At 71.5% G+C, this 18,005-nt stretch carries 13 protein-coding genes; 12 read left to right on the top strand and 1 reads right to left on the bottom strand.

The window, feature by feature from the left end; translation table 11 throughout:
* Nucleotides 1-38: 38 nt before the first annotated feature.
* Nucleotides 39-4,619 carry a HAMP domain-containing protein gene (locus CG740_RS18545; RefSeq protein WP_100576269.1) on the top strand — a complete coding sequence of 1,527 codons (4,581 nt, stop codon included), beginning with the start codon at nucleotides 39-41 and terminating at the stop codon, nucleotides 4,617-4,619.
* Nucleotides 4,620-4,667: 48 nt separating this feature from the next.
* Nucleotides 4,668-7,112 (top strand): SpoIIE family protein phosphatase, encoded by a 2,445-nt coding sequence (locus tag CG740_RS18540; protein ID WP_100576268.1) that lies wholly within the window; start codon nucleotides 4,668-4,670, stop codon nucleotides 7,110-7,112.
* Between the two features lie 244 nt (nucleotides 7,113-7,356).
* Here the strand turns inward: CG740_RS18540 and CG740_RS18535 are convergent, their stop codons facing one another.
* Nucleotides 7,357-8,715, bottom strand: a complete 1,359-nt coding sequence (locus CG740_RS18535) for a cryptochrome/photolyase family protein (protein WP_100576267.1) — start codon at nucleotides 8,713-8,715, stop codon at nucleotides 7,357-7,359.
* A 252-nt stretch (nucleotides 8,716-8,967) separates the two neighbouring features.
* On the opposite strand from CG740_RS18535, the gene CG740_RS18530 reads away from it, so the two are divergent.
* The 10 genes from CG740_RS18530 to CG740_RS18480 all read left to right on the top strand — a co-directional run bounded on the left by CG740_RS18530 (nucleotide 8,968) and on the right by CG740_RS18480 (nucleotide 17,979).
* The gene (locus tag CG740_RS18530) at nucleotides 8,968-10,551 is read left to right on the top strand and encodes an SDR family oxidoreductase (protein WP_100576266.1); all 1,584 of its coding nucleotides are present in this window, start codon (nucleotides 8,968-8,970) and stop codon (nucleotides 10,549-10,551) included.
* 127 nt (nucleotides 10,552-10,678) lie between these two features.
* On the top strand, nucleotides 10,679-11,089 hold the full coding sequence (locus CG740_RS18525; protein ID WP_100576265.1) for an ATP-binding protein: 411 nt from the start codon (nucleotides 10,679-10,681) through the stop codon (nucleotides 11,087-11,089).
* Between the two features lie 152 nt (nucleotides 11,090-11,241).
* A complete protein-coding gene (locus CG740_RS18520; RefSeq protein ID WP_199846499.1) occupies nucleotides 11,242-12,150 on the top strand; it encodes a SigB/SigF/SigG family RNA polymerase sigma factor in 909 nt (302 codons plus the stop codon).
* 111 nt (nucleotides 12,151-12,261) lie between these two features.
* Entirely contained in the window at nucleotides 12,262-12,681 is a 420-nt protein-coding gene (locus tag CG740_RS18515) for an SsgA family sporulation/cell division regulator (protein ID WP_100576264.1), read from the top strand.
* A 151-nt stretch (nucleotides 12,682-12,832) separates the two neighbouring features.
* Nucleotides 12,833-13,006, top strand: coding sequence for a CsbD family protein (locus tag CG740_RS18510; protein WP_100576263.1), 174 nt, complete (start codon nucleotides 12,833-12,835; stop codon nucleotides 13,004-13,006).
* Nucleotides 13,007-13,065: 59 nt separating this feature from the next.
* Nucleotides 13,066-13,416: a PRC domain containing protein gene (locus CG740_RS18505; RefSeq protein ID WP_100576262.1), complete on the top strand. Its 351-nt coding sequence runs from the start codon at nucleotides 13,066-13,068 to the stop codon at nucleotides 13,414-13,416.
* Between the two features lie 205 nt (nucleotides 13,417-13,621).
* Entirely contained in the window at nucleotides 13,622-14,092 is a 471-nt protein-coding gene (locus CG740_RS18500) for a Dps family protein (protein WP_100576261.1), read from the top strand.
* A gap of 145 nt (nucleotides 14,093-14,237) precedes the next feature.
* Nucleotides 14,238-14,852 carry a (2Fe-2S)-binding protein gene (locus tag CG740_RS18490; RefSeq protein WP_100576259.1) on the top strand — a complete coding sequence of 205 codons (615 nt, stop codon included), beginning with the start codon at nucleotides 14,238-14,240 and terminating at the stop codon, nucleotides 14,850-14,852.
* Nucleotides 14,849-15,835 (top strand): FAD binding domain-containing protein, encoded by a 987-nt coding sequence (locus CG740_RS18485; RefSeq protein ID WP_100576258.1) that lies wholly within the window; start codon nucleotides 14,849-14,851, stop codon nucleotides 15,833-15,835. The genes CG740_RS18490 and CG740_RS18485 overlap by 4 nt, the downstream gene beginning before the upstream one ends.
* A 50-nt stretch (nucleotides 15,836-15,885) precedes the next feature.
* Complete coding sequence (locus CG740_RS18480; protein ID WP_100576257.1) at nucleotides 15,886-17,979, top strand: xanthine dehydrogenase family protein molybdopterin-binding subunit; 2,094 nt, start codon at nucleotides 15,886-15,888, stop codon at nucleotides 17,977-17,979.
* Nucleotides 17,980-18,005 lie beyond the last annotated feature (26 nt).

The raw sequence follows: 18,005 nt of genomic DNA, 5'->3' as shown, positions 1-18,005 counted from the left end.
GGGCCGTTGGCCTGGCGTTAAGACGGAGGCGAAGTTCGATGGCTGGCTCGACGAAGCCCGGCGTTGCTCAGCAGCGCACCGCGGGAACCTCCGGTCCCGCCCAGGTCGGGGAGTCGGAGCTGCGTCAACTGCTCGCGGGTCTGACCGCGGTACGCGACGGGGACTTCGGCACCCGGCTGCCCGGCGAGACCGACGGCCTGCTCGGAGAGATCGCGACCGTCTTCAACGGGATGGTCGACCAGCTCTCCCTCTTCACCTCCGAGGTGACCCGGGTGGCCCGCGAGGTCGGCACCGACGGGCGGCTCGGCGGACAGGCCGAGGTGCCGGGCGTCTCCGGCACCTGGAAGGACCTCACCGACTCCGTCAACGCGATGGCGGGCAACCTCACCAGCCAGGTCCGCGACATCGCCCAGGTGGCGACGGCGGTGGCCCAGGGCGACCTCTCGCAGAAGATCGACGTGGCGGCCCGCGGCGAGATCCTGGAGCTCAAGAACACCGTCAACACCATGGTGGACCAGCTCTCCGCCTTCGCCGACGAAGTCACCCGCGTCGCCCGGGAGGTGGGCAGCGAAGGACGGCTCGGCGGCCAGGCGCAAGTGCCGGGCGTGGGCGGCACCTGGCGGGACCTGACCGACTCGGTCAACTTCATGGCCGGCAACCTCACCGACCAGGTCCGCAACATCGCCCAGGTGACCACCGCGGTGGCCCGTGGCGACCTCTCGCAGAAGATCACCGTCGACGCCCGGGGCGAGATCCTGGAGCTGAAGAGCACGGTCAACACGATGGTCGACCAGCTCTCCGCGTTCGCCGACGAGGTGACCCGCATGGCGCGCGAGGTCGGCACCGAGGGCATCCTCGGCGGACAGGCCGACGTCAAGGGCGTCTCCGGCACCTGGCGGGACCTGACCGACTCCGTCAACGGCATGGCCGGCAACCTCACCGCGCAGGTCCGCTCGATCGCCCAGGTCGCCACCGCGGTGGCGAAGGGCGACCTGTCGCAGAAGATCACCGTCACGGCGCGCGGCGAGGTCCTGGAACTGAAGGACACCATCAACACGATGGTCGACCAACTGTCGTCGTTCGCCGGGGAGGTGACCCGGGTGGCCCGCGAGGTCGGCACCGAGGGGCGGCTCGGCGGACAGGCGGACGTCCGTGACGTCTCCGGTACGTGGCGGGACCTGACCGAGTCGGTCAATGTCATGGCGGACAACCTCACCGCGCAGGTCCGCTCGATCGCCGAGGTGACGACGGCGGTCGCCAAGGGCGACCTGTCGCAGAAGATCCGGGTGGACGCCCGCGGCGAGATCCTCGAACTCAAGGAGACCATCAACACGATGGTCGACCAGCTCGGCGCGTTCGCGGACGAGGTGACCCGGGTGGCCCGCGAGGTGGGCACCGAGGGCAACCTGGGCGGCCAGGCCACCGTCCGGGGCGTCTCCGGCACCTGGAAGGACCTCACCGACAACGTCAACGTGATGGCCTCGAACCTCACCGGGCAGGTCCGCTCGATCGCCCAGGTCGCCACCGCGGTCGCCAAGGGCGACCTCTCGCAGAAGATCAACGTGGAGGCCAAGGGCGAGGTCGCCGCCCTCGCCGGAGTCATCAACACGATGGTCGACACCCTCTCCGCGTTCGCGGACGAGGTGACCCGGGTGGCGCGCGAGGTCGGCACCGAAGGCACCCTCGGCGGCCAGGCACGGGTCCCGAACGTGGCGGGGACCTGGAAGGACCTCACCGACAACGTCAACTTCATGGCGCACAACCTGACCAGTCAGGTCCGCAACATCGCGCAGGTCACCACCGCCGTAGCGCAGGGCGACCTGACCCGCAAGATCGACGTGGACGCGCGTGGCGAGATCCTGGAACTCAAGACGACGATCAACACGATGGTCGACCAGCTCTCCTCCTTCGCCGCCGAAGTCACCCGTGTCGCCCGCGAGGTCGGCAGCGAGGGCAGGCTGGGCGGGCAGGCGGAGGTCGAAGGCGTCTCCGGCACCTGGAAGCGGCTCACCGAGAACGTCAACGAGCTGGCCGGCAACCTCACCCGGCAGGTCCGCGCGATCGCCGAGGTCACCGGCGCCGTCGCCGAGGGAGACCTGACCCGGTCCATCACGGTCGACGCCTCCGGCGAGGTCGCCGACCTCAAGGACAACATCAACTTCATGGTGGAGTCGCTGCGCGAGACCACCCGGGCCAACGAGCAGCAGGACTGGCTCAAGTCCAACCTCGCCCGCATCTCCGGCCTGATGCAGGGGCGCCGTGACCTCGCCGTGGTGGCCGAGCTCATCATGGACGAGCTCACCCCCCTCGTCTCCGCCCAGTACGGCGCCTTCTACCTCGCCGAAGAGGCGCACGGCGGGATCTACCTCAACCTGATCGGCTCGTACGCGCGGCCGGACACCACGCTCGGGGCACGCTTCAAGCTCGGCCAGTCCTTCGTCGGCCAGGCCGCCCGCAGCAAGCGCATCATCGCCGTCGACGACCTGCCGGCCGACTACGTGTCCGTCTCCTCGGGTCTCGGCAGCACCGAGCCCGTCTGCCTGATGGTGCTGCCCATCGTGGTCGAGGAGCAGGTGCTCGGCGTCATCGAACTCGCCACCGTGCACGCGTTCACGCCGGTCCACCGGGACTTCCTGGAACAGCTGATGGAAGCGATCGGCGTCAACGTCAACACCATCACCGCCAACGCCCGCACCGACGAGCTGCTCGGTGAGTCGCAGCGGCTCACCGCCGAACTCCAGACCCGTTCGCAGGAGTTGCAGGCCAGGCAGGAGGAACTCCAGTCCTCCAACGCCGAGTTGGAGGAGAAGGCCGAACTGCTCGTCGCGCAGAACCGGGACATCGAGACGAAGAACCTGGAGATCGAGCAGGCCCGCCAGGAACTGGAGGACCGCGCACACCAGCTCTCGCTGGCCTCCAAGTACAAGTCCGAGTTCCTCGCCAACATGAGCCACGAGCTGCGCACCCCGCTCAACAGCCTTCTGATTCTTGCCCAGTTGCTCGCCCAGAACCCGAGCCGCAACCTCACCCCCAAGCAGGTCGAGTACGCCGGCATCATCCACTCCGCCGGCTCCGATCTGCTCCAGCTCATCAACGACATCCTCGACCTGTCCAAGGTCGAGGCGGGCAAGATGGACGTCAGCCCCGAGCGGATCTCGCTGCGCAAACTCCTCGACTACATCGAGGCCACCTTCCGTCCGGTGACCAGCCAGAAGAGCCTGACGTTCACCGTGTCGACCGCCGACACCCTGCCCGCCGAACTGCTCACCGACGACTACCGCCTGCGTCAGGTGCTGCGCAATCTGCTCTCCAACGCCGTCAAGTTCACCGAGAAGGGCGGCGTCGAGCTGCGGATCGAACTGCTCGCCGAGCAGCTCGCACCCGAGGCCGCCCGGCGCGGCGGCCCGGTGATCGCCTTCCATGTCGTGGACACCGGCATCGGCATCGCGCCGCAGCACCTGGAAACCGTCTTCGGCGCCTTCCAGCAGGCCGACGGCACCACCAGCCGCAAGTACGGCGGCACCGGCCTCGGCCTGTCGATCAGCCGCGAGATCGCCTTCCTGCTCGGCGGCGCCATCACCGCGGAGAGCGCGATCGGCCAGGGCAGTACGTTCACCTTCTATCTGCCGGTCGCCCGGCCCGACTACGCCGAACTCAACGCGGGGACCGGCCGTCCCGCCCTGCCGGCCGCCGCGCCGCAGGAGGAGGCCGCCGCCGAGCCCGAGCCGCACCGTCCGGCCGCGCCCGCCCCGGAACCCGTACAGCCCAAGCGGCTGCTCGTCGTCGAGGAGCGCTCGCGCGGTCTGCTCTCCCTCGTCGCGGAGAGCGCCGTCGGCGATCTGGCGGCCCACCCGGACCTGGGCGACCCGCGCGGCCCCGTGGAGATCACCGCGGCCGTCGGCGTCAACGAGGCCGCGGCCGCGCTCGCCGCGACACCCTGTCACTGCGTGGTACTCGAACTGGACCTGCCGGGCGACGCGGCGCTGCGCTTCCTGGAGGACATGGCGCGGGACGCCGCGCTGCGCGGGGTTCCGGTCCTGGCCCACAACAACCGCCGGCTCGGCACGGAACAGGAGCAGATCCTCCAGAAGCGCGCCGCCTCCCAGCCGTTGGAGCTGATCTCCAGCCTCGACGAACTGCGCGAGCGCATCGCCCTGCACCTGAGCGCGGACCAGCCCGGCGATGTCCTGCCGCTGGTACGGTCCGACGAGCCGGTCGCCGTCAGCCACCAGGTCGACAGCTCGCTCACCGGACGCACCGTCCTCGTGGTCGACGACGACGACCGCAACCTGTACGCCATCACCGGCATCCTCGAACTGCACGGCATGGCCGTCCTCCAGGCCGAGAACGGCAGGGTCGCCATCGACACCCTGACCTCGCACCCCGGAATCGACCTCATCCTGATGGACGTGATGATGCCGGAGATGGACGGCTACTCGGCCACTTCGGCCATCCGTGCCATGCCCGCGTACGCCGATCTGCCGATCATCGCCGTGACCGCCAAGGCGATGGTCGGGGACCGGGAGAAGAGCCTGGCCTCCGGAGCCAGCGACTACGTCACCAAGCCCGTGGACGCACACGAGCTGGTCGCACGGATCAAGCGGCAACTGACCGCCTGACCCCGTCCGACCACCTTCCGATCCGTCCAACTCCCAAGGAGCGAGCTCGTGTCCACCTCCCACGCACCCGGGGACGAGCACAGCGTCGACGGTCGTCCGGATCCCGGACTCCCGCTGCCGGAGCAGAGGTTGACCAGTGGACCGGCGACGTCCGAAGGCGCGGGCGCCGTGGGCCGGCTCGCCGGCACCGTCTACCGGCTGAGGGACCAACTCCAGCGCGCCCAGGCCGAGGCCGAGGGCCGCGCGCTGGTCGACCTGGCCAGCGGCATCCTCGTCGAGCGGCTCAGGTGCAGTCCGGTCGAGGCCGCGGCTCAACTGGAGAGTCTCGCCGCCCAAGCCGGCCTGTCCACGCTGGAGTTGGCGGCCGACCTGGTCAACCAGGCGACCCGGGACGACATCGCCGAACTGGCCCGGGGTTTCGTGGCCGAAGCCGGTCAGCCGGCCAGGGCGTCGGTCGGCCTGCGGCTGCGCAGCGCCGAGGCGGGCGCGCTCGCCGCCGGTGACGCGCCGGCCGTGGCGCAGTCGATGCTCCAGCACGCCCTGGCCCCCCTGGGCGCGGTCGCCGTCGCCATCTGGGCCGCCCACGGCGACCAGTCCCTGTCCCTGGCCGGCAGTGCGGGGTTCGGCGACGAGGAACCCGCGCGCTGGCGCCATGTGCCGCCCGGCGTTCCCACCCCGGCCCGGCAAGCCCTCGACAACCGCGCCACCACGCGTTACGACACGCTCGCCGGGGCGGGGCTGCCGTCCATCGGGCTACGCGAGCTGAGCGGGGGCCGGATCGCGGTCCCGGCCGGTACCGGTGGCCGCATCGTCGGCGTGCTCGAAATCTGCTGGGCCGAAGCGCTGCCCGCGCAGTCCCAGTCCATCGAGCGGCAGGTACAGGTCCTCGCCGAACTGTGCGCGATCGCCCTGGAGAGCCACCCGCTCGGCGAGCACGATCCCCGGTCGAAGCGGCCCGCCGACCCCCGGCTGACCGAACTGCTCGACCTCACCGACGGACTCAACGACCCGTGTCTGGTCCTTCAGCCGCTCCTGGACACGGCCGACACGCCCGCCGACTTCGTGATCCGGCACGTCAACACCAGCTTCGTCGACTTCGCGGGCCGGCCGCGGAACATGATCGCCGGCGCTCTCCTCCTGGACGCCTACCCGCTCGTGGCCGAGCCCGGGGGCCTGTTCGACAAGGTCGAGCACGTTCTGGCCACCGGTGAGCCCTTCCGCGCCGAGCGCATGCGGCTCGCGGCCGTGGTCGACACCGTTCCGCTCACCACCCAGGCCCAGGTCAGCATCAGCCGCCAGGGCGCGCACGTCCTCGTCGTGCTGCGCCTGGAGGACGGGACGCCGAAGGTCGCCAGGCTGTTGCAGCATGCCCAACGCCTCGGCCGGATCGGCGGGTTCGAGGAGAACCTGATCACCGGCGACATCGTGTGGAACGACACCCTCTTCGATCTGCACGGCCTGCCGCCCACCGCCGAACCGGTCCCGCTCGACCAACTGGCCGCGCATGTCCACCCGGACGACGCCCATTCCATCGGCCGGTTCCTGCGCTCGCTCCTCCACCACCACCGCCCCGCGTCGACCGCCTTCCGGCTCCAGCGCGCCGACAGCGTGGCCCGGCACATCCGCGTCGTCGCCGAGCCCGTGCTCGACGAGAACGCCCGGGTCACCTCGGTGCGCGGCGCCTACCAGGACGTGTCGGCCCAGCACTGGACCGAGGTCGCGCTCGCGGCCACCCGGGACCAACTCGCCCAGAGCCAGCAGGAGACGGCCGAACGCAACCGGCTCGCCCTCCGCTTGCAGCACGCCATCATGCCGCCCAGCCACGGGCCCGTGGACCTGCACAACCTGAGCGTGGCCGTCCGCTACCGGCCCGCCGAGAAGGACCACCTGGTCGGGGGCGACTGGTACGACGCCGTGGCCCTGCCCTCCGGCCAAGTACTGCTGTGCGTCGGCGATGTGGCGGGTCACGGCATCGAGGCGGCCACCGGCATGGTCGCGCTGCGCAACGCGCTGCGGGGCCTGGCCACCACCGGCGCCGGGCCCGCCCAGCTGCTCGCCTGGCTCAACACCGTCACCCACCACCTGACCGACAACGTCACGGCGACCGCGGTCTGCGGCCTGTACGACCCCGCTTCCCGCCGGCTGCGCTGGGCCAGGGCCGGCCATCTGCCGCCCGTGCTGCTGCGCGGGGGCAAGGCGGCCGCACTGCCCAAGGTCTCCGGCATTCTGCTCGGCGCCGTCGGCCAGGCCGTGTACGAGGAGGGGGACACCCAACTGGAGACCGGTGACACCCTGCTGATGTACACGGACGGACTGATCGAGCGGCGCGACCGCTCGGTGCAGGATTCCCTGGAGAGCCTCCTCCAAGTGGCCCGCGCACCGCGCCAGTTGGGGCGCGAGGGCCACCTGGAGGACCAGCTCGACCATCTGCTGCGCTATACGAACGCGGACACCGACGACGACACCTGTCTGATCGGAGTCACCGTGCGCTGACGGCGGTCCGCCGTCTCCGTGGGCGCCCTCGACCGCGTTCTTCGGCAAGGTCGGCCACGGGCGGCGCCGCGTATGGTGCGGCCCCGCGCATCCGGGGGGGGGGAGTGGATGGCGGGGCCGCAAGCCCGGGCCAGGTCGGGGGGACGCCTGGCCCTGAGGGGGGCTTGAAGAGCGAGTGCCCCCGCCCCACCGGCCCATGCGTGTGACCTGTGTCACTCTCGTGAGGTGGGTGGTGTCGCGGGGGTTACGCCCCGCGGGCCCGCTCGAAGCGGGCGCGGCCCTCGGCGAGGTCGACGATGGGCTCCGGGTAGTCGAGCTCGGCCCGGTCCGCCTCCTTGAGCTTCCAGGGTTCGTGCACGAACTTCCGCTCCAGCTCGCCGAGTTCGGGCACCCAGCGCTTGACGTAGGCGCCCTCCGGGTCGAAGCGCTTGCCCTGGATCACCGGGTTGAGGACCCGGTTGGGGCGGGTGTCGGTGCCGGTCCCGGCCACCCACTGCCAGTTGAGCTGGTTGTTGGCGACATCGCCGTCCACCAGCAGATCCAGGAAGTGCCGGGCGCCGGTGCGCCAGTCGGCGTACAGGGTCTTGGTGAGGAAGCTCGCCACCAGCATCCGGCCCCGGTTGTGCATCCACCCCTCGTGCGCGAGCTGCCGCATCGCGGCGTCCACGAGCGGGTATCCGGTGCGTCCCTCGCGCCAAGCGGCGATCTCCCCCTCGTCGTCGCGCCACCGGTCGCCGCGCGGCCGGTAGTCCTGGTGCGCGGCGGCGGGACGGGCCGCGAGCACCTGGTGGTGGAAGTCCCGCCAGGCCAGCTGCCGCACGAAGGCATCGGCGCCGGGGGAGTCCTCGCGCCGGGCGAGGCGGACGAGTTCGACGGCGGAGAGCGCGCCGAAGTGGATGAAGGGGGAGAGACGGGACGTGACGTCGCCCGCGAGGTCGTCGTGGCCGTCCTCGTAGCCGGCGACCGGACCCGAGAGCCACTGCCGCAGCCGTTTGCGGCCCGCCGTCTCGCCGCCCGCCACGAGCGCGGGCGACACCCCCTGCACGGCGGCCCGCCGCGGCAGGGAGCCCGCGGCCACCTTGGGCACGGAGATCTTCCTCGGGGTCGCCGCCACGTCGCGCAGGCCCGCCTGCGACCAGCGCCGGAAGTACGGCGTGAACACGGTGTAGTGATCCCGGTCCGCCGGAACCACATCGCCCGGCGTGAGCGCGGTCACGACCGCGTCGTGCACCGACAGGGCGCAGCCGATGGGTTCGAGAGCCTCCCGCAGCCGCTCCTCGCGGCGCGCGGCGTACCCGCTCACGCCGCTGGCGACATGGACGTGGTCCGCCCCCACCGCCGTCACGACGGCACAGACCTCTTTCACGACATCACCGCCGCGGACCACCAGATGACCGCCGCGCGACCGCAGGCCCTCGTCCAGGTCGGCCAGGCAGTCGGCCAGGAAGGCCCGCCGGTTGGGGGCGTCGAACCCGGCGGCCCGCACCCCTTCGTCGGCCACGAACAGCGGGACCACCTGATCGGATCCGCGCACGGCGGCGGAGAGGACGGGATTGTCGTGCAACCGCAGATCGGAAGTGAACAGGACCACGGACACCGTCACTGGGGCGACTCCTCGGGGCATGCGTCACGGGCTGGGGCGGGCGGCGCCGGTGTCGGCGGGGACCGGCGCCGGCAGGGTCGATCCTCCTGGACGTCGACCACCACGTGGGTGATTCGGAGTGGGCGTGGCGCAGGCTTGGTCCGATCTGGAGGCCGGTGTTCCGCTGGGGACGGCGGGTGGCCGCTCGGCCGGGCCGCCGTGCGCCGAGGCGCCCGGCCCCGCATCATCGGCAACGGGGAGCCCGTACGAGAAATGCCGTACAGAAGACCCGTACCGAGAAAAGGGGAGCGCCCGGTGGTTCCAGGAGACGCGACGCAGCACGACCGGGCGCCACTGCGCTGTCTGGTGACCGGGGCGACCGGATACATCGGCGGGCGGCTCGTGCCCGAGCTGCTCGAAGCCGGCCACCAGGTGCGCTGTCTGGCGCGCTCTCCCGAGAAGCTGCGCGATCAGCCCTGGGCGGGGCAGGTCGAGGTGATGCGCGGCGATGTCACCGACGCCGCCTCCGTGGCGCAGGCGCTGCGCGGCATCGACGTCGCGTACTACCTGGTGCACGCCCTCGGCACCGGAGCCGGCTTCGAGGAGACCGACCGCAAGGCCGCCCGCCTCTTCGCCGACGCGGCCGCCGACGCGGGGGTGCGGCGGATCGTCTACCTCGGGGGGCTCACCCCGACCGGCGTACCGGTGCGCGAACTGTCGCCGCACCTGCGCTCGCGGGCCGAGGTCGGCCAGATCTTCCTGGACGCCCCGGTCCCCGCGACCGTGCTGCGCGCCGCCGTCGTCATCGGCTCCGGCTCGGCCTCCTTCGAGATGCTGCGCTATCTGACCGAGCGGCTTCCGGTCATGGTCACCCCCAGCTGGGTCGGCACCCGCATCCAGCCCATCGCCATCCGCGACGTGCTGCGCTATCTGGTCGGGGGCGCCCGGATGCCCGAGGAGGTGAACCGCACCTTCGACATCGCGGGGCCCGACATCATGTCGTACCGCGACATGATGGAGCGGTACGCGAGGGTCGCGGGCCTGCCGCACCGCCTGATCCTGTCGGTGCCCATGCTCAGCCCGAGGCTCTCCAGCCACTGGATCGGTCTGATCACTCCGGTGCCGGCCGCCATCGCCCGCCCGCTCGCGGAATCCCTGCGCCACGAGGTGGTCTGCGGCGAGCACGACATCGCGCGGTACGTGCCCGACGGCCCCGGCACCCCGCTCGGCTTCGACGAGGCCCTGGCCCTGGCTCTGCGCAGGATCCGCGACGCCGAGGTCGTCACCCGCTGGTCCAACGCCTCGGTGCCCGGAGCCCCCAGCGACCCGCTGCCCAACGACCCCGACTGGGCGGGCGGCAGCCTCTACACCGACGTACGGGAGCGTGACGTCGAGGCGTCGGCGGACGCGCTGTGGCGCGTGGTGGAGGGGATCGGCGGCGAGAACGGCTGGTACTCCTTCCCGGCGGCCTGGGCCCTGCGCGGCTGGTTCGACCGGGCGGTGGGCGGGGTCGGCCTGCGGCGCGGCCGCCGGGACGCCCACCGGCTGATCGTCGGGGACTCGCTGGACTTCTGGCGGGTCGAGGAGATCGAGCGGGGCAGGCTGCTGCGGCTGCGCGCGGAGATGCGGCTGCCGGGTCTGGCCTGGCTGGAGATGAGCGTCGAGGAGAAGGGCCCCGGCCGCAGTCACTACTGCCAGCGAGCCGTCTTCCATCCGCGCGGACTGCTCGGCCACGCCTACTGGTGGAGCGTCTCGCCCTTCCACGCCATCGTGTTCGGCGGCATGGCCCGCAACATGGCGAAGGCCGCCGAGGCCGAGGCCGGCCGGTCGTCGCAGGTGCGGGGCGCGGAGGTGTGAGGGAGCCGGGGTCCGGTCGGACCAAGCGGGATTTATGGTGGGGTGGGCACACGTTCGGCCAGGGGGATGCGGGGCAGAAGCCTCAGTACATCCACAGTCCAGGGCAAGTTTTCTGGGGGTTTCGACCATGGCGCGCCCGTCTGCCAGCACCGGCGCTTCGCCGAGCGCCGCTCACGTCGGCACGGGGCCGGCCACCGCGGCCCAGGCCCGTGACGAGGCCCGTGCCTTCCTGCGCGCACTGGTGCCACGGCCGTCCCGGGAAAGCGTCGAGAACGTCCTGCTCGTCGTCTCCGAACTCGTCACCAACGCGCTGCGGCACGCGGGCGGCGCCACGGCGCTGCGATTCGCCGCCGACCGCAGCCTGCTGCACATCACCGTCCGCGACCCGAGCCCCGAACCGCCGCGCGAACGCACACCCGACCTGCGCGGACACGAAGGCGGCTTCGGCTGGGTCCTGGTCCGCAACCTCGCCCGCAGCGTGGCCGTCACCCCGTGCGTCGAGGGCGGTAAGAACATCTGCGTAGCTCTGCCCCGTTGACCCGGTGAACAGCGCCAGCCCGTTGACCAGCGCAAACACCCTTCTCCCGCAAGGTGCTTCGGCCACTTGGGGGACTCTGTGCATGATCCGTATCGAAAGGGGCACCCGAGGGCTTCGACGGATGAAGCACGGTGACTAGGGAGGTTGTCCTCATGGCAGCGGCGCAGGTGACGGGGCCGGAGCGGACGGACCGGACGGCAGCCACGACCATGGATCCCGGGGTGGGGGAGTTGCCCTGGGTGGAGGATGCGGGGAAGGTCGCGCCGAAGGACGCGCGCGAGCTCTCGAAGGCCTTCTTCGAGCGGCTCCAGGTACTGGAAGAAGGCACGGCCGACTACCAGTACGCGCGCAACACACTGATCGAGATGAACCTGTCGTTGGTGCGCTTCGCGGCCGGCCGCTTCCGCAACCGGGGCAGTGGCGAGATGGAGGACGTGATCCAGGTCGGCACGATCGGCCTGATAAAGGCGATCGACCGGTTCGAGCTGTCGCGCGAAGTGGAGTTCACCTCCTTCGCCGTGCCCTACATCGTCGGGGAGATCAAGCGCTTCTTCCGTGACACGACGTGGGCCGTGCACGTACCGCGCCGCCTCCAGGAACTGCGGGTGGAGATCGCGAAGGCCAAGGAGACCCTCGCCCGCGATCTGGACCGCGACCCGACGGTGAGCGAGCTTGCGCTGCTTCTCGACCGGGACGAGGAAGAGGTCGTCGAGGGACTCGTCGCGGCCAATGGCTACACGGCCGGCTCCCTGGACATGTCCGCCGACGCGGAGGATTCGGGCGGCACGGCCGGTGGCCGCAGCCGTACGCTCGTCGACTTCATCGGCGAGGAGGACCCGGGGATGGAGAAGGTCGAGAACCTCCAGTCCCTGGCTCCGCTGATGGGCGAGCTGACCGAGCGTGAACGCCGCATCGTGAGCATGCGGTTCGGCCTGGAGCTGACGCAGGCCGAGATCGGTACCGAGCTCGGCGTCTCGCAGATGCAGGTCTCGCGCCTGCTCTCGCGGATCCTCACCAAGCTCCGCGCCGGGATGACCGAGGATCAGCCCGCACGCGCCTGACCCCGGGCGGTGCCGCGGCGGGGGCCCGAGACGGGCCGGGCCCCGCCGCCGCTGAAGGATTTCCCCACGGGCGGGTGCCCGCTGCCCGAGCCTGGACGCTGGAGGAGATCCGTGAGTTCCCTGTGCGAGACCGTGTTCATGAACCTGGAGATCGACGCGACCGAGCGGATCCCCCTGGTGACGCGGCTCGTCTACGAGGCCGAGGACCCGTTCGCGGTCCGCCTCCGCTTCGAACTCCATGAGGACGTGACCGTCACCTGGGCCATCGCGCGCGACCTGCTGAGCCAGGGCCTCACGCGGGAGGCCGGCGACGGAGACGTACGCGTGTCCCCCCGGACCGTCGGCGGCCGGCGCGAGGCGCGCATCGAGCTCGCGGGCTGCGGCCTCGACGGTGAATGGGGCAGCGCGGTGTTCTCGGCGTGGGAGCCCGCGCTGCGCGACTTCCTGGACCGGACGTACGAGTTGGTCCCGCCGGGCGAGGAAACGGTGGACGTGGACGCGTTCCTCACTCAGGTCCTGGCCATGGGCTGAGGCCCGCTGCCGCCGGAGAAGTCCGACGAGTTCAAGGGCATTCGGGGAAGTGCGGCCCGTTGGCATCCGGGGAAGTCCGGCCCGTTTGAAGTCCGCGGATTCGGCCAGGCGTAGTTCGTACCTGCAAAGAATTCATTCTGGAGGCGACACGATGTCTGCCGACGAGAAGACCGGTGCGAAGGCCGAGCAGGCCAAGGGCAAGGTCAAGGAAATGCTCGGCCGCATGACCGGGAACGACCGGCTCACCGCCGAAGGGCGTATCGACCAGGTCAAGGGCGAAACCCGCGAGGAGAGGCAGAAGGCGAACGAGGCCTTCCGGCGCTGATCCAGCCGCCCGGACACGAAATCGCCGACACGGCATCGCCACGGAAAGGGGCACCTTCGATGCACGAGGACCTGTGGGGCTACAAGGACACCAGCGGCCATCTCGCCGGCGCGGACCTGCGCGGCTGGAAGGTGGAGGCGGCGGACGGTGACATCGGCAAGGTCGACAACCACTCCGACGAGGTGGGCTCCGCGCACCTCGTGGTGGACACCGGGCCCTGGATCTTCGGCAAGCGCGTCCTGCTGCCGGCCGGCACGGTCACCAGGCTCGACCCGGACGACAAGAAGATCCACGTCGCCCTCACCCGGGACCAGGTCAAGCACTCTCCGGAGTTCGAGCCGGCCACGCACCTCGACGATCCCACCTACCGGGACATCGTCGGCCGCTATTACGGGGCTCCTCTCATCTGAACCCCCCCTTGTGACAACGCCTGAGCGGTGGCCCACCGGATATCCGGTGGGCCACCGCTCGTTTCGTGGCGGGCTTTCGCGCCGCGGCCGGCGCCACACCTTTTTTCGTACCGCCCCCGTTTGGGGCCGAGATTTCGAGGAAGGCGACATATCGGACCGGTCAACGGTCCAGCGGATAGCAGCAAAGGCGAAATGGAGTGAAGCAGTGTCTGTCGTGAAGAGTTCGCTGTCCGAGGCGGATCTGAAGGTCGTGGGCTCGGCCCTGCAAGGCGCCCTCGTCGACCTGGTCGACCTGTCGCTCGCCGCCAAGCAGGTGCACTGGAACGTGGTGGGGCCGCGCTTCCGCTCCGTCCACCTCCAGCTCGACGACGTCGTGACCACGGCACGCCAGCACTCGGACACCGTCGCGGAACGTGCCTCGGCGCTCGGCGTGAACCCGGACGGGCGTGCCGCGACCGTCGCCGGAAGCAGCGCCATCGGCACCATCCCCGAGGGCTGGATCAAGGACTCCGAGGCCGTGGAAGTCCTGGTCGTCGCGCTCGGCCGGATCACCGAGCGGATGCGCGAGCGCATCAAGGCCACCGACGAGCCCGACCCGGTGAGCCAGGACCTCCTCATCGCGCTGACCGCCGATCTGGAGAAGCACGCCTGGATGTTCCAGGCCGAGAACAGCTGACGCCACCGCGCACCGAGCGGGGCGGCCCACCGGGGCCGCCCCGCTCCGTCGTGCCGGCGCCCTTCGGGATGCCGGACCGGACGAGCTGTACGACGCTGGTGATGCGGGCGGCGGCCGGCCGTCCGGATCGAGGGACAGAGGAACGATGGAAAGCAACAAGGGGCCCCACGGCGGCCCCGGTACGACGATTCGGTACGCACCCTGGCCCCGGCCCGCGGACTCACCGCCCGGAGCGACCGGATCACCGGTGACCCTGCGGGTGAACGACGCCCCCGTGGAGGCCGAGGTCGACCACCGCACCACCCTGCTCGACCTGCTGCGCGAGCGGCTCGCCCTGACGGGCTCCAAGAAGGGCTGCGACCACGGCCAGTGCGGCGCGTGCACGGTGCTCGTGGACGGGCGGCGCGTCAACAGCTGTCTGGTCCTGGCCGTCGCGCTCGACGGCTGCGACGTGGTCACCGTGGAGGGTCTGGCCAGGACGGAGGATGCCGACGGCGACCTCCACCCGCTCCAACGGGCCTTCCTGGAACGCGATGCCTTCCAGTGCGGCTACTGCACCCCCGGCCAGCTCTGCTCGGCCGTCGGGATGCTCGCCGAGGCCCAGTCCGGCCAGCCCTCCGTCGTCACCGACCCGGACCTGGCGACGGACGGGCCGGTGCCGCTGACCGACGACGAGATCCGCGAGCGGATGAGCGGCAACCTGTGCCGGTGCGGCGCCTACCCGCACATCCTTGAGGCGGTCCAGGACGTGGTCTCGTGAAACCCGTGTCGTATCTGCGCGCGAGCAGCGTGGAAGAGGCGGCGTCCGCCCACGGCGGCCGCACCGAGGCCCGCTACCTGGGCGGCGGCACCAACCTCGTCGACCTGATGAAGCTCGGTGTGGAACGCCCCGAGGTCCTGGTCGACATCACCCGCCTCCCGCTCGACGGCGTGCGCGAACAGCCCGACGGCTCGGTACGCGTGGGCGCGACCGTACGCAACAGCGACCTCGCCGCGCACCCCCTGGTCCGCGAGCGCTACCCCGTCGTCTCGCAGGCCGTCCTCAGCGGAGCGTCGGGCCAGCTGCGCAACATGGCGACCACCGGCGGAAACCTCCTCCAGCGCACTCGCTGCGCCTACTTCCAGGACCTGGCGAAAGCCTGCAACAAGCGGGTTCCGGGCAGCGGTTGCGCGGCCGTCGTCGGCGTCAACCACGACCACGCCGTCCTCGGCCACTCGCCGCACTGTGTCGCGACGAACCCGTCCGACCTGTGTGTGGCGCTCGCCGCCGTCGACGCGGTCGTGGAGCTGGCCGGGCCCGGTGGCGGACGGACCGTTCCGGTGACGGAGTTCCACCGCCTGCCCGGAGACCACCCCGAACTCGACACGGTGATCCGCCCCGGCGAGCTGATCACCGGTGTGCTCCTTCCCCCGCTTCCCCGGGGCGCGGTCTCCCATTACCGCAAGGTGCGGGAGCGCGCGTCGTACGCCTTCGCGCTCGCCTCCGTGGCCGCCGTGCTCCAGTTGGAGGGCGGCGAGATCCGGCATGCCGCAGTCGCCTTCGGCGGGCTCGCCCACCGGCCCTGGCGCGCCCGCCGGACCGAGACCGCCCTGCTCGGCACCCGGCCGAGCCAGGAATCCGTCGCCCGCGCGGTGGAGGCCGAGCTCGCCGAGGCCGTACCGCTGCGGGACAACGCCTACAAGGTGTCGCTCGCCCGGGACCTCGCCACGCAGGTCCTCGGCTCGCTGTCCACAACGGCCTGACGCCTCCTCGGAGGACCGCCGCCCCTGATCCGCCCGGGAGGAGAACCGCCATGGCTTCGCACGCGAACGCGCTCGGCGCACCGACAGAACGCCGCGAGGGCCGCGCGAAGGTCACCGGTGAGGCGCTGTACGCCACCGAGTACACGCCGCCCGGCTGCCTGTACGCCTGGCCGGTCACCGCCACCGTCGCGCGGGGCCGGATCGCCTCCCTCGACCTCGACGCCGCGCTCGCGCTGCCCGACGTGGTCGATGTCCTCACCCCCGAATCGGCGCCCCGCCTCGCCGCGTCGGACGACGCGACCCTCGCGGTGCTCCAGGACGCGAAGGTTCCGCACCACGGCTGGCCGATAGCCGTCGTGATCGCCGAGACCATCGAGGCGGCCCGCGCCGCCGCCGAGGCCGTGCGCGTCACCTACGACACCGAGCCGCACGAGTCGGTCCTGGGCGACGACCCCGCCGCCGCGTACCGCCCCGAAGAGGCCAACGGCGGCCATCCGGCGGAACGCAGGCGCGGCGAACCGGAAGCGGCGTTCGCCGCCGCTCCGGTGCGCGTCGACGTGCGCTACCGGGTGCCGCCGCTGCACAACCACCCGATGGAGCCGCACGGCGCGACCGCGAACTGGCACGACGGCCGGCTGACCGTGTACGACAGCAGCCAGGGTTCCGACACCGTACGGTCCGTCCTGGCCGAGCTGTTCGGGCTCCCCGAGGAGCAGGTCACCGTCATCAGCGAACACGTCGGCGGCGGATTCGGCTCCAAGGGCACGCCCCGGCCGCATGTCGTGCTCGCCGCGATGGCCTCCGTGCACACCGGCCGACCCGTCAAACTCACCCTGTCCCGGCGGCAGTTGACGGAACTCGTCGGCCACCGCGCGCCGACCGACCACCGGCTGCGGCTCGGCTCGGACGACGAGGGAACCCTCGCCTCCGTGATCCACGAGGTCACCACGCACACCTCCCGGGTCAAGGAGTTCGTCGAGCAGGCGGCGGTCCCCGCCCGTGTCATGTACGGCAGCGCGACCAGCCTCACCGACCACAAGGTGGCCGCACTCGACGTGCCCACCCCGTCCTGGATGCGAGCCCCCGGCGAGGCACCCGGCATGTACGCCCTGGAGTCGGCCGTCGACGAACTCGCCTACGCGCTCGACATCGACCCCATCGAGCTGCGGGCGCGCAACGAACCCGGCCAGGAGCCGGACAGCGGCCTCCCGTTCAGCAGCCGCCACCTCGTCGAGTGCCTGCGCGAGGGCGCGCGGCGCTTCGGCTGGGCCGACCGCGACGCCCGGCCCGGAATCCGGCGCGAGGGAGCGTGGCTCACCGGCACCGGGGTGGCCTCGGCCACCTACCCGGTCCTCGTCTCGCCCAGCCGCGCGACCGTCACCGCCCACCCCGACGGGCTCCACGTGGTGCGGGTGAACGCCACCGACATCGGCACCGGGGCCCGAACCGTCCTGGCACAGGTCGCGGCGGAGGCGCTCGGCGTGGACGTGGAGAGCGTCCGTACCGAGATCGGCTCCACCGGGCTGCCGCGGGCGCCGCTCGCCGGCGGCTCGTCCGGCACCGCGTCCTGGGGTTGGGCCGTGCATGACGCAAGCCGCGCCCTGGCCGGTCAACTCCAGCGCCACACCGGCCCGTTGCCCCCCGACGGGCTCACGGCCGCCGCGGACACCAAGGGCTCGGCGGACCAGAAGTCCCCTTACGCGCGGCACGCCTTCGGCGCCCACTTCGCCGAGGTGGCGGTCGACACCGACACCGGCGAGGTACGGGTGCGCCGGCTGCTCGGCGTGTACGCGGTCGGGCGCGTCCTCAACGCACGCACCGCCACCTCGCAGTTCATCGGCGGCATGGTGATGGGCCTCGGCATGGCCCTCACCGAGCGCGGCACCGTGGACCCCGCGTCCGGCGCTTTCATCGGCAGCGACCTCGCGGGCTACCACGTACCCGCGCACGCCGATGTGCCCGCCATCGAGGCGCACTGGATCGACGAGCGGGACGAGCACCTCAACCCGATGGGCAGCAAGGGCATCGGCGAGATCGGCATCGTCGGCACCGCCGCCGCCATCGGCAACGCCGTCCACCACGCCACCGGCGTCCGCTTCCGCGAACTCCCGCTCACCCCCGACCGCGTGCACGGGGGCCTGTGAGACCCCGGGGCCAAAACCTGTGCGGG

It is taken from the genome of Streptomyces sp. CB01201, assembly GCF_002803085.1.
Taxonomy (GTDB): Bacteria; Actinomycetota; Actinomycetes; order Streptomycetales; family Streptomycetaceae; genus Streptomyces; species Streptomyces hundungensis.
This window is presented reverse-complemented; position numbering and strand designations above follow the sequence as displayed.

Excerpts from the sequence above, each read along its gene's own strand:
- CG740_RS18545 (WP_100576269.1), top strand. The coding sequence starts at position 39 with ATGGCTGGCTCGACGAAGCCCGGCGTTGCTCAGCAGCGCACCGCGGGA.
- CG740_RS18530 (WP_100576266.1), top strand. The coding sequence starts at position 8,968 with ATGCCGTACAGAAGACCCGTACCGAGAAAAGGGGAGCGCCCGGTGGTT.
- CG740_RS18525 (WP_100576265.1), top strand. The coding sequence starts at position 10,679 with ATGGCGCGCCCGTCTGCCAGCACCGGCGCTTCGCCGAGCGCCGCTCAC.
- CG740_RS18520 (WP_199846499.1), top strand. The coding sequence starts at position 11,242 with ATGGCAGCGGCGCAGGTGACGGGGCCGGAGCGGACGGACCGGACGGCA.
- CG740_RS18510 (WP_100576263.1), top strand. The coding sequence starts at position 12,833 with ATGTCTGCCGACGAGAAGACCGGTGCGAAGGCCGAGCAGGCCAAGGGC.
- CG740_RS18505 (WP_100576262.1), top strand. The coding sequence starts at position 13,066 with ATGCACGAGGACCTGTGGGGCTACAAGGACACCAGCGGCCATCTCGCC.
- CG740_RS18490 (WP_100576259.1), top strand. The coding sequence starts at position 14,238 with ATGGAAAGCAACAAGGGGCCCCACGGCGGCCCCGGTACGACGATTCGG.
- CG740_RS18480 (WP_100576257.1), top strand. The coding sequence starts at position 15,886 with ATGGCTTCGCACGCGAACGCGCTCGGCGCACCGACAGAACGCCGCGAG.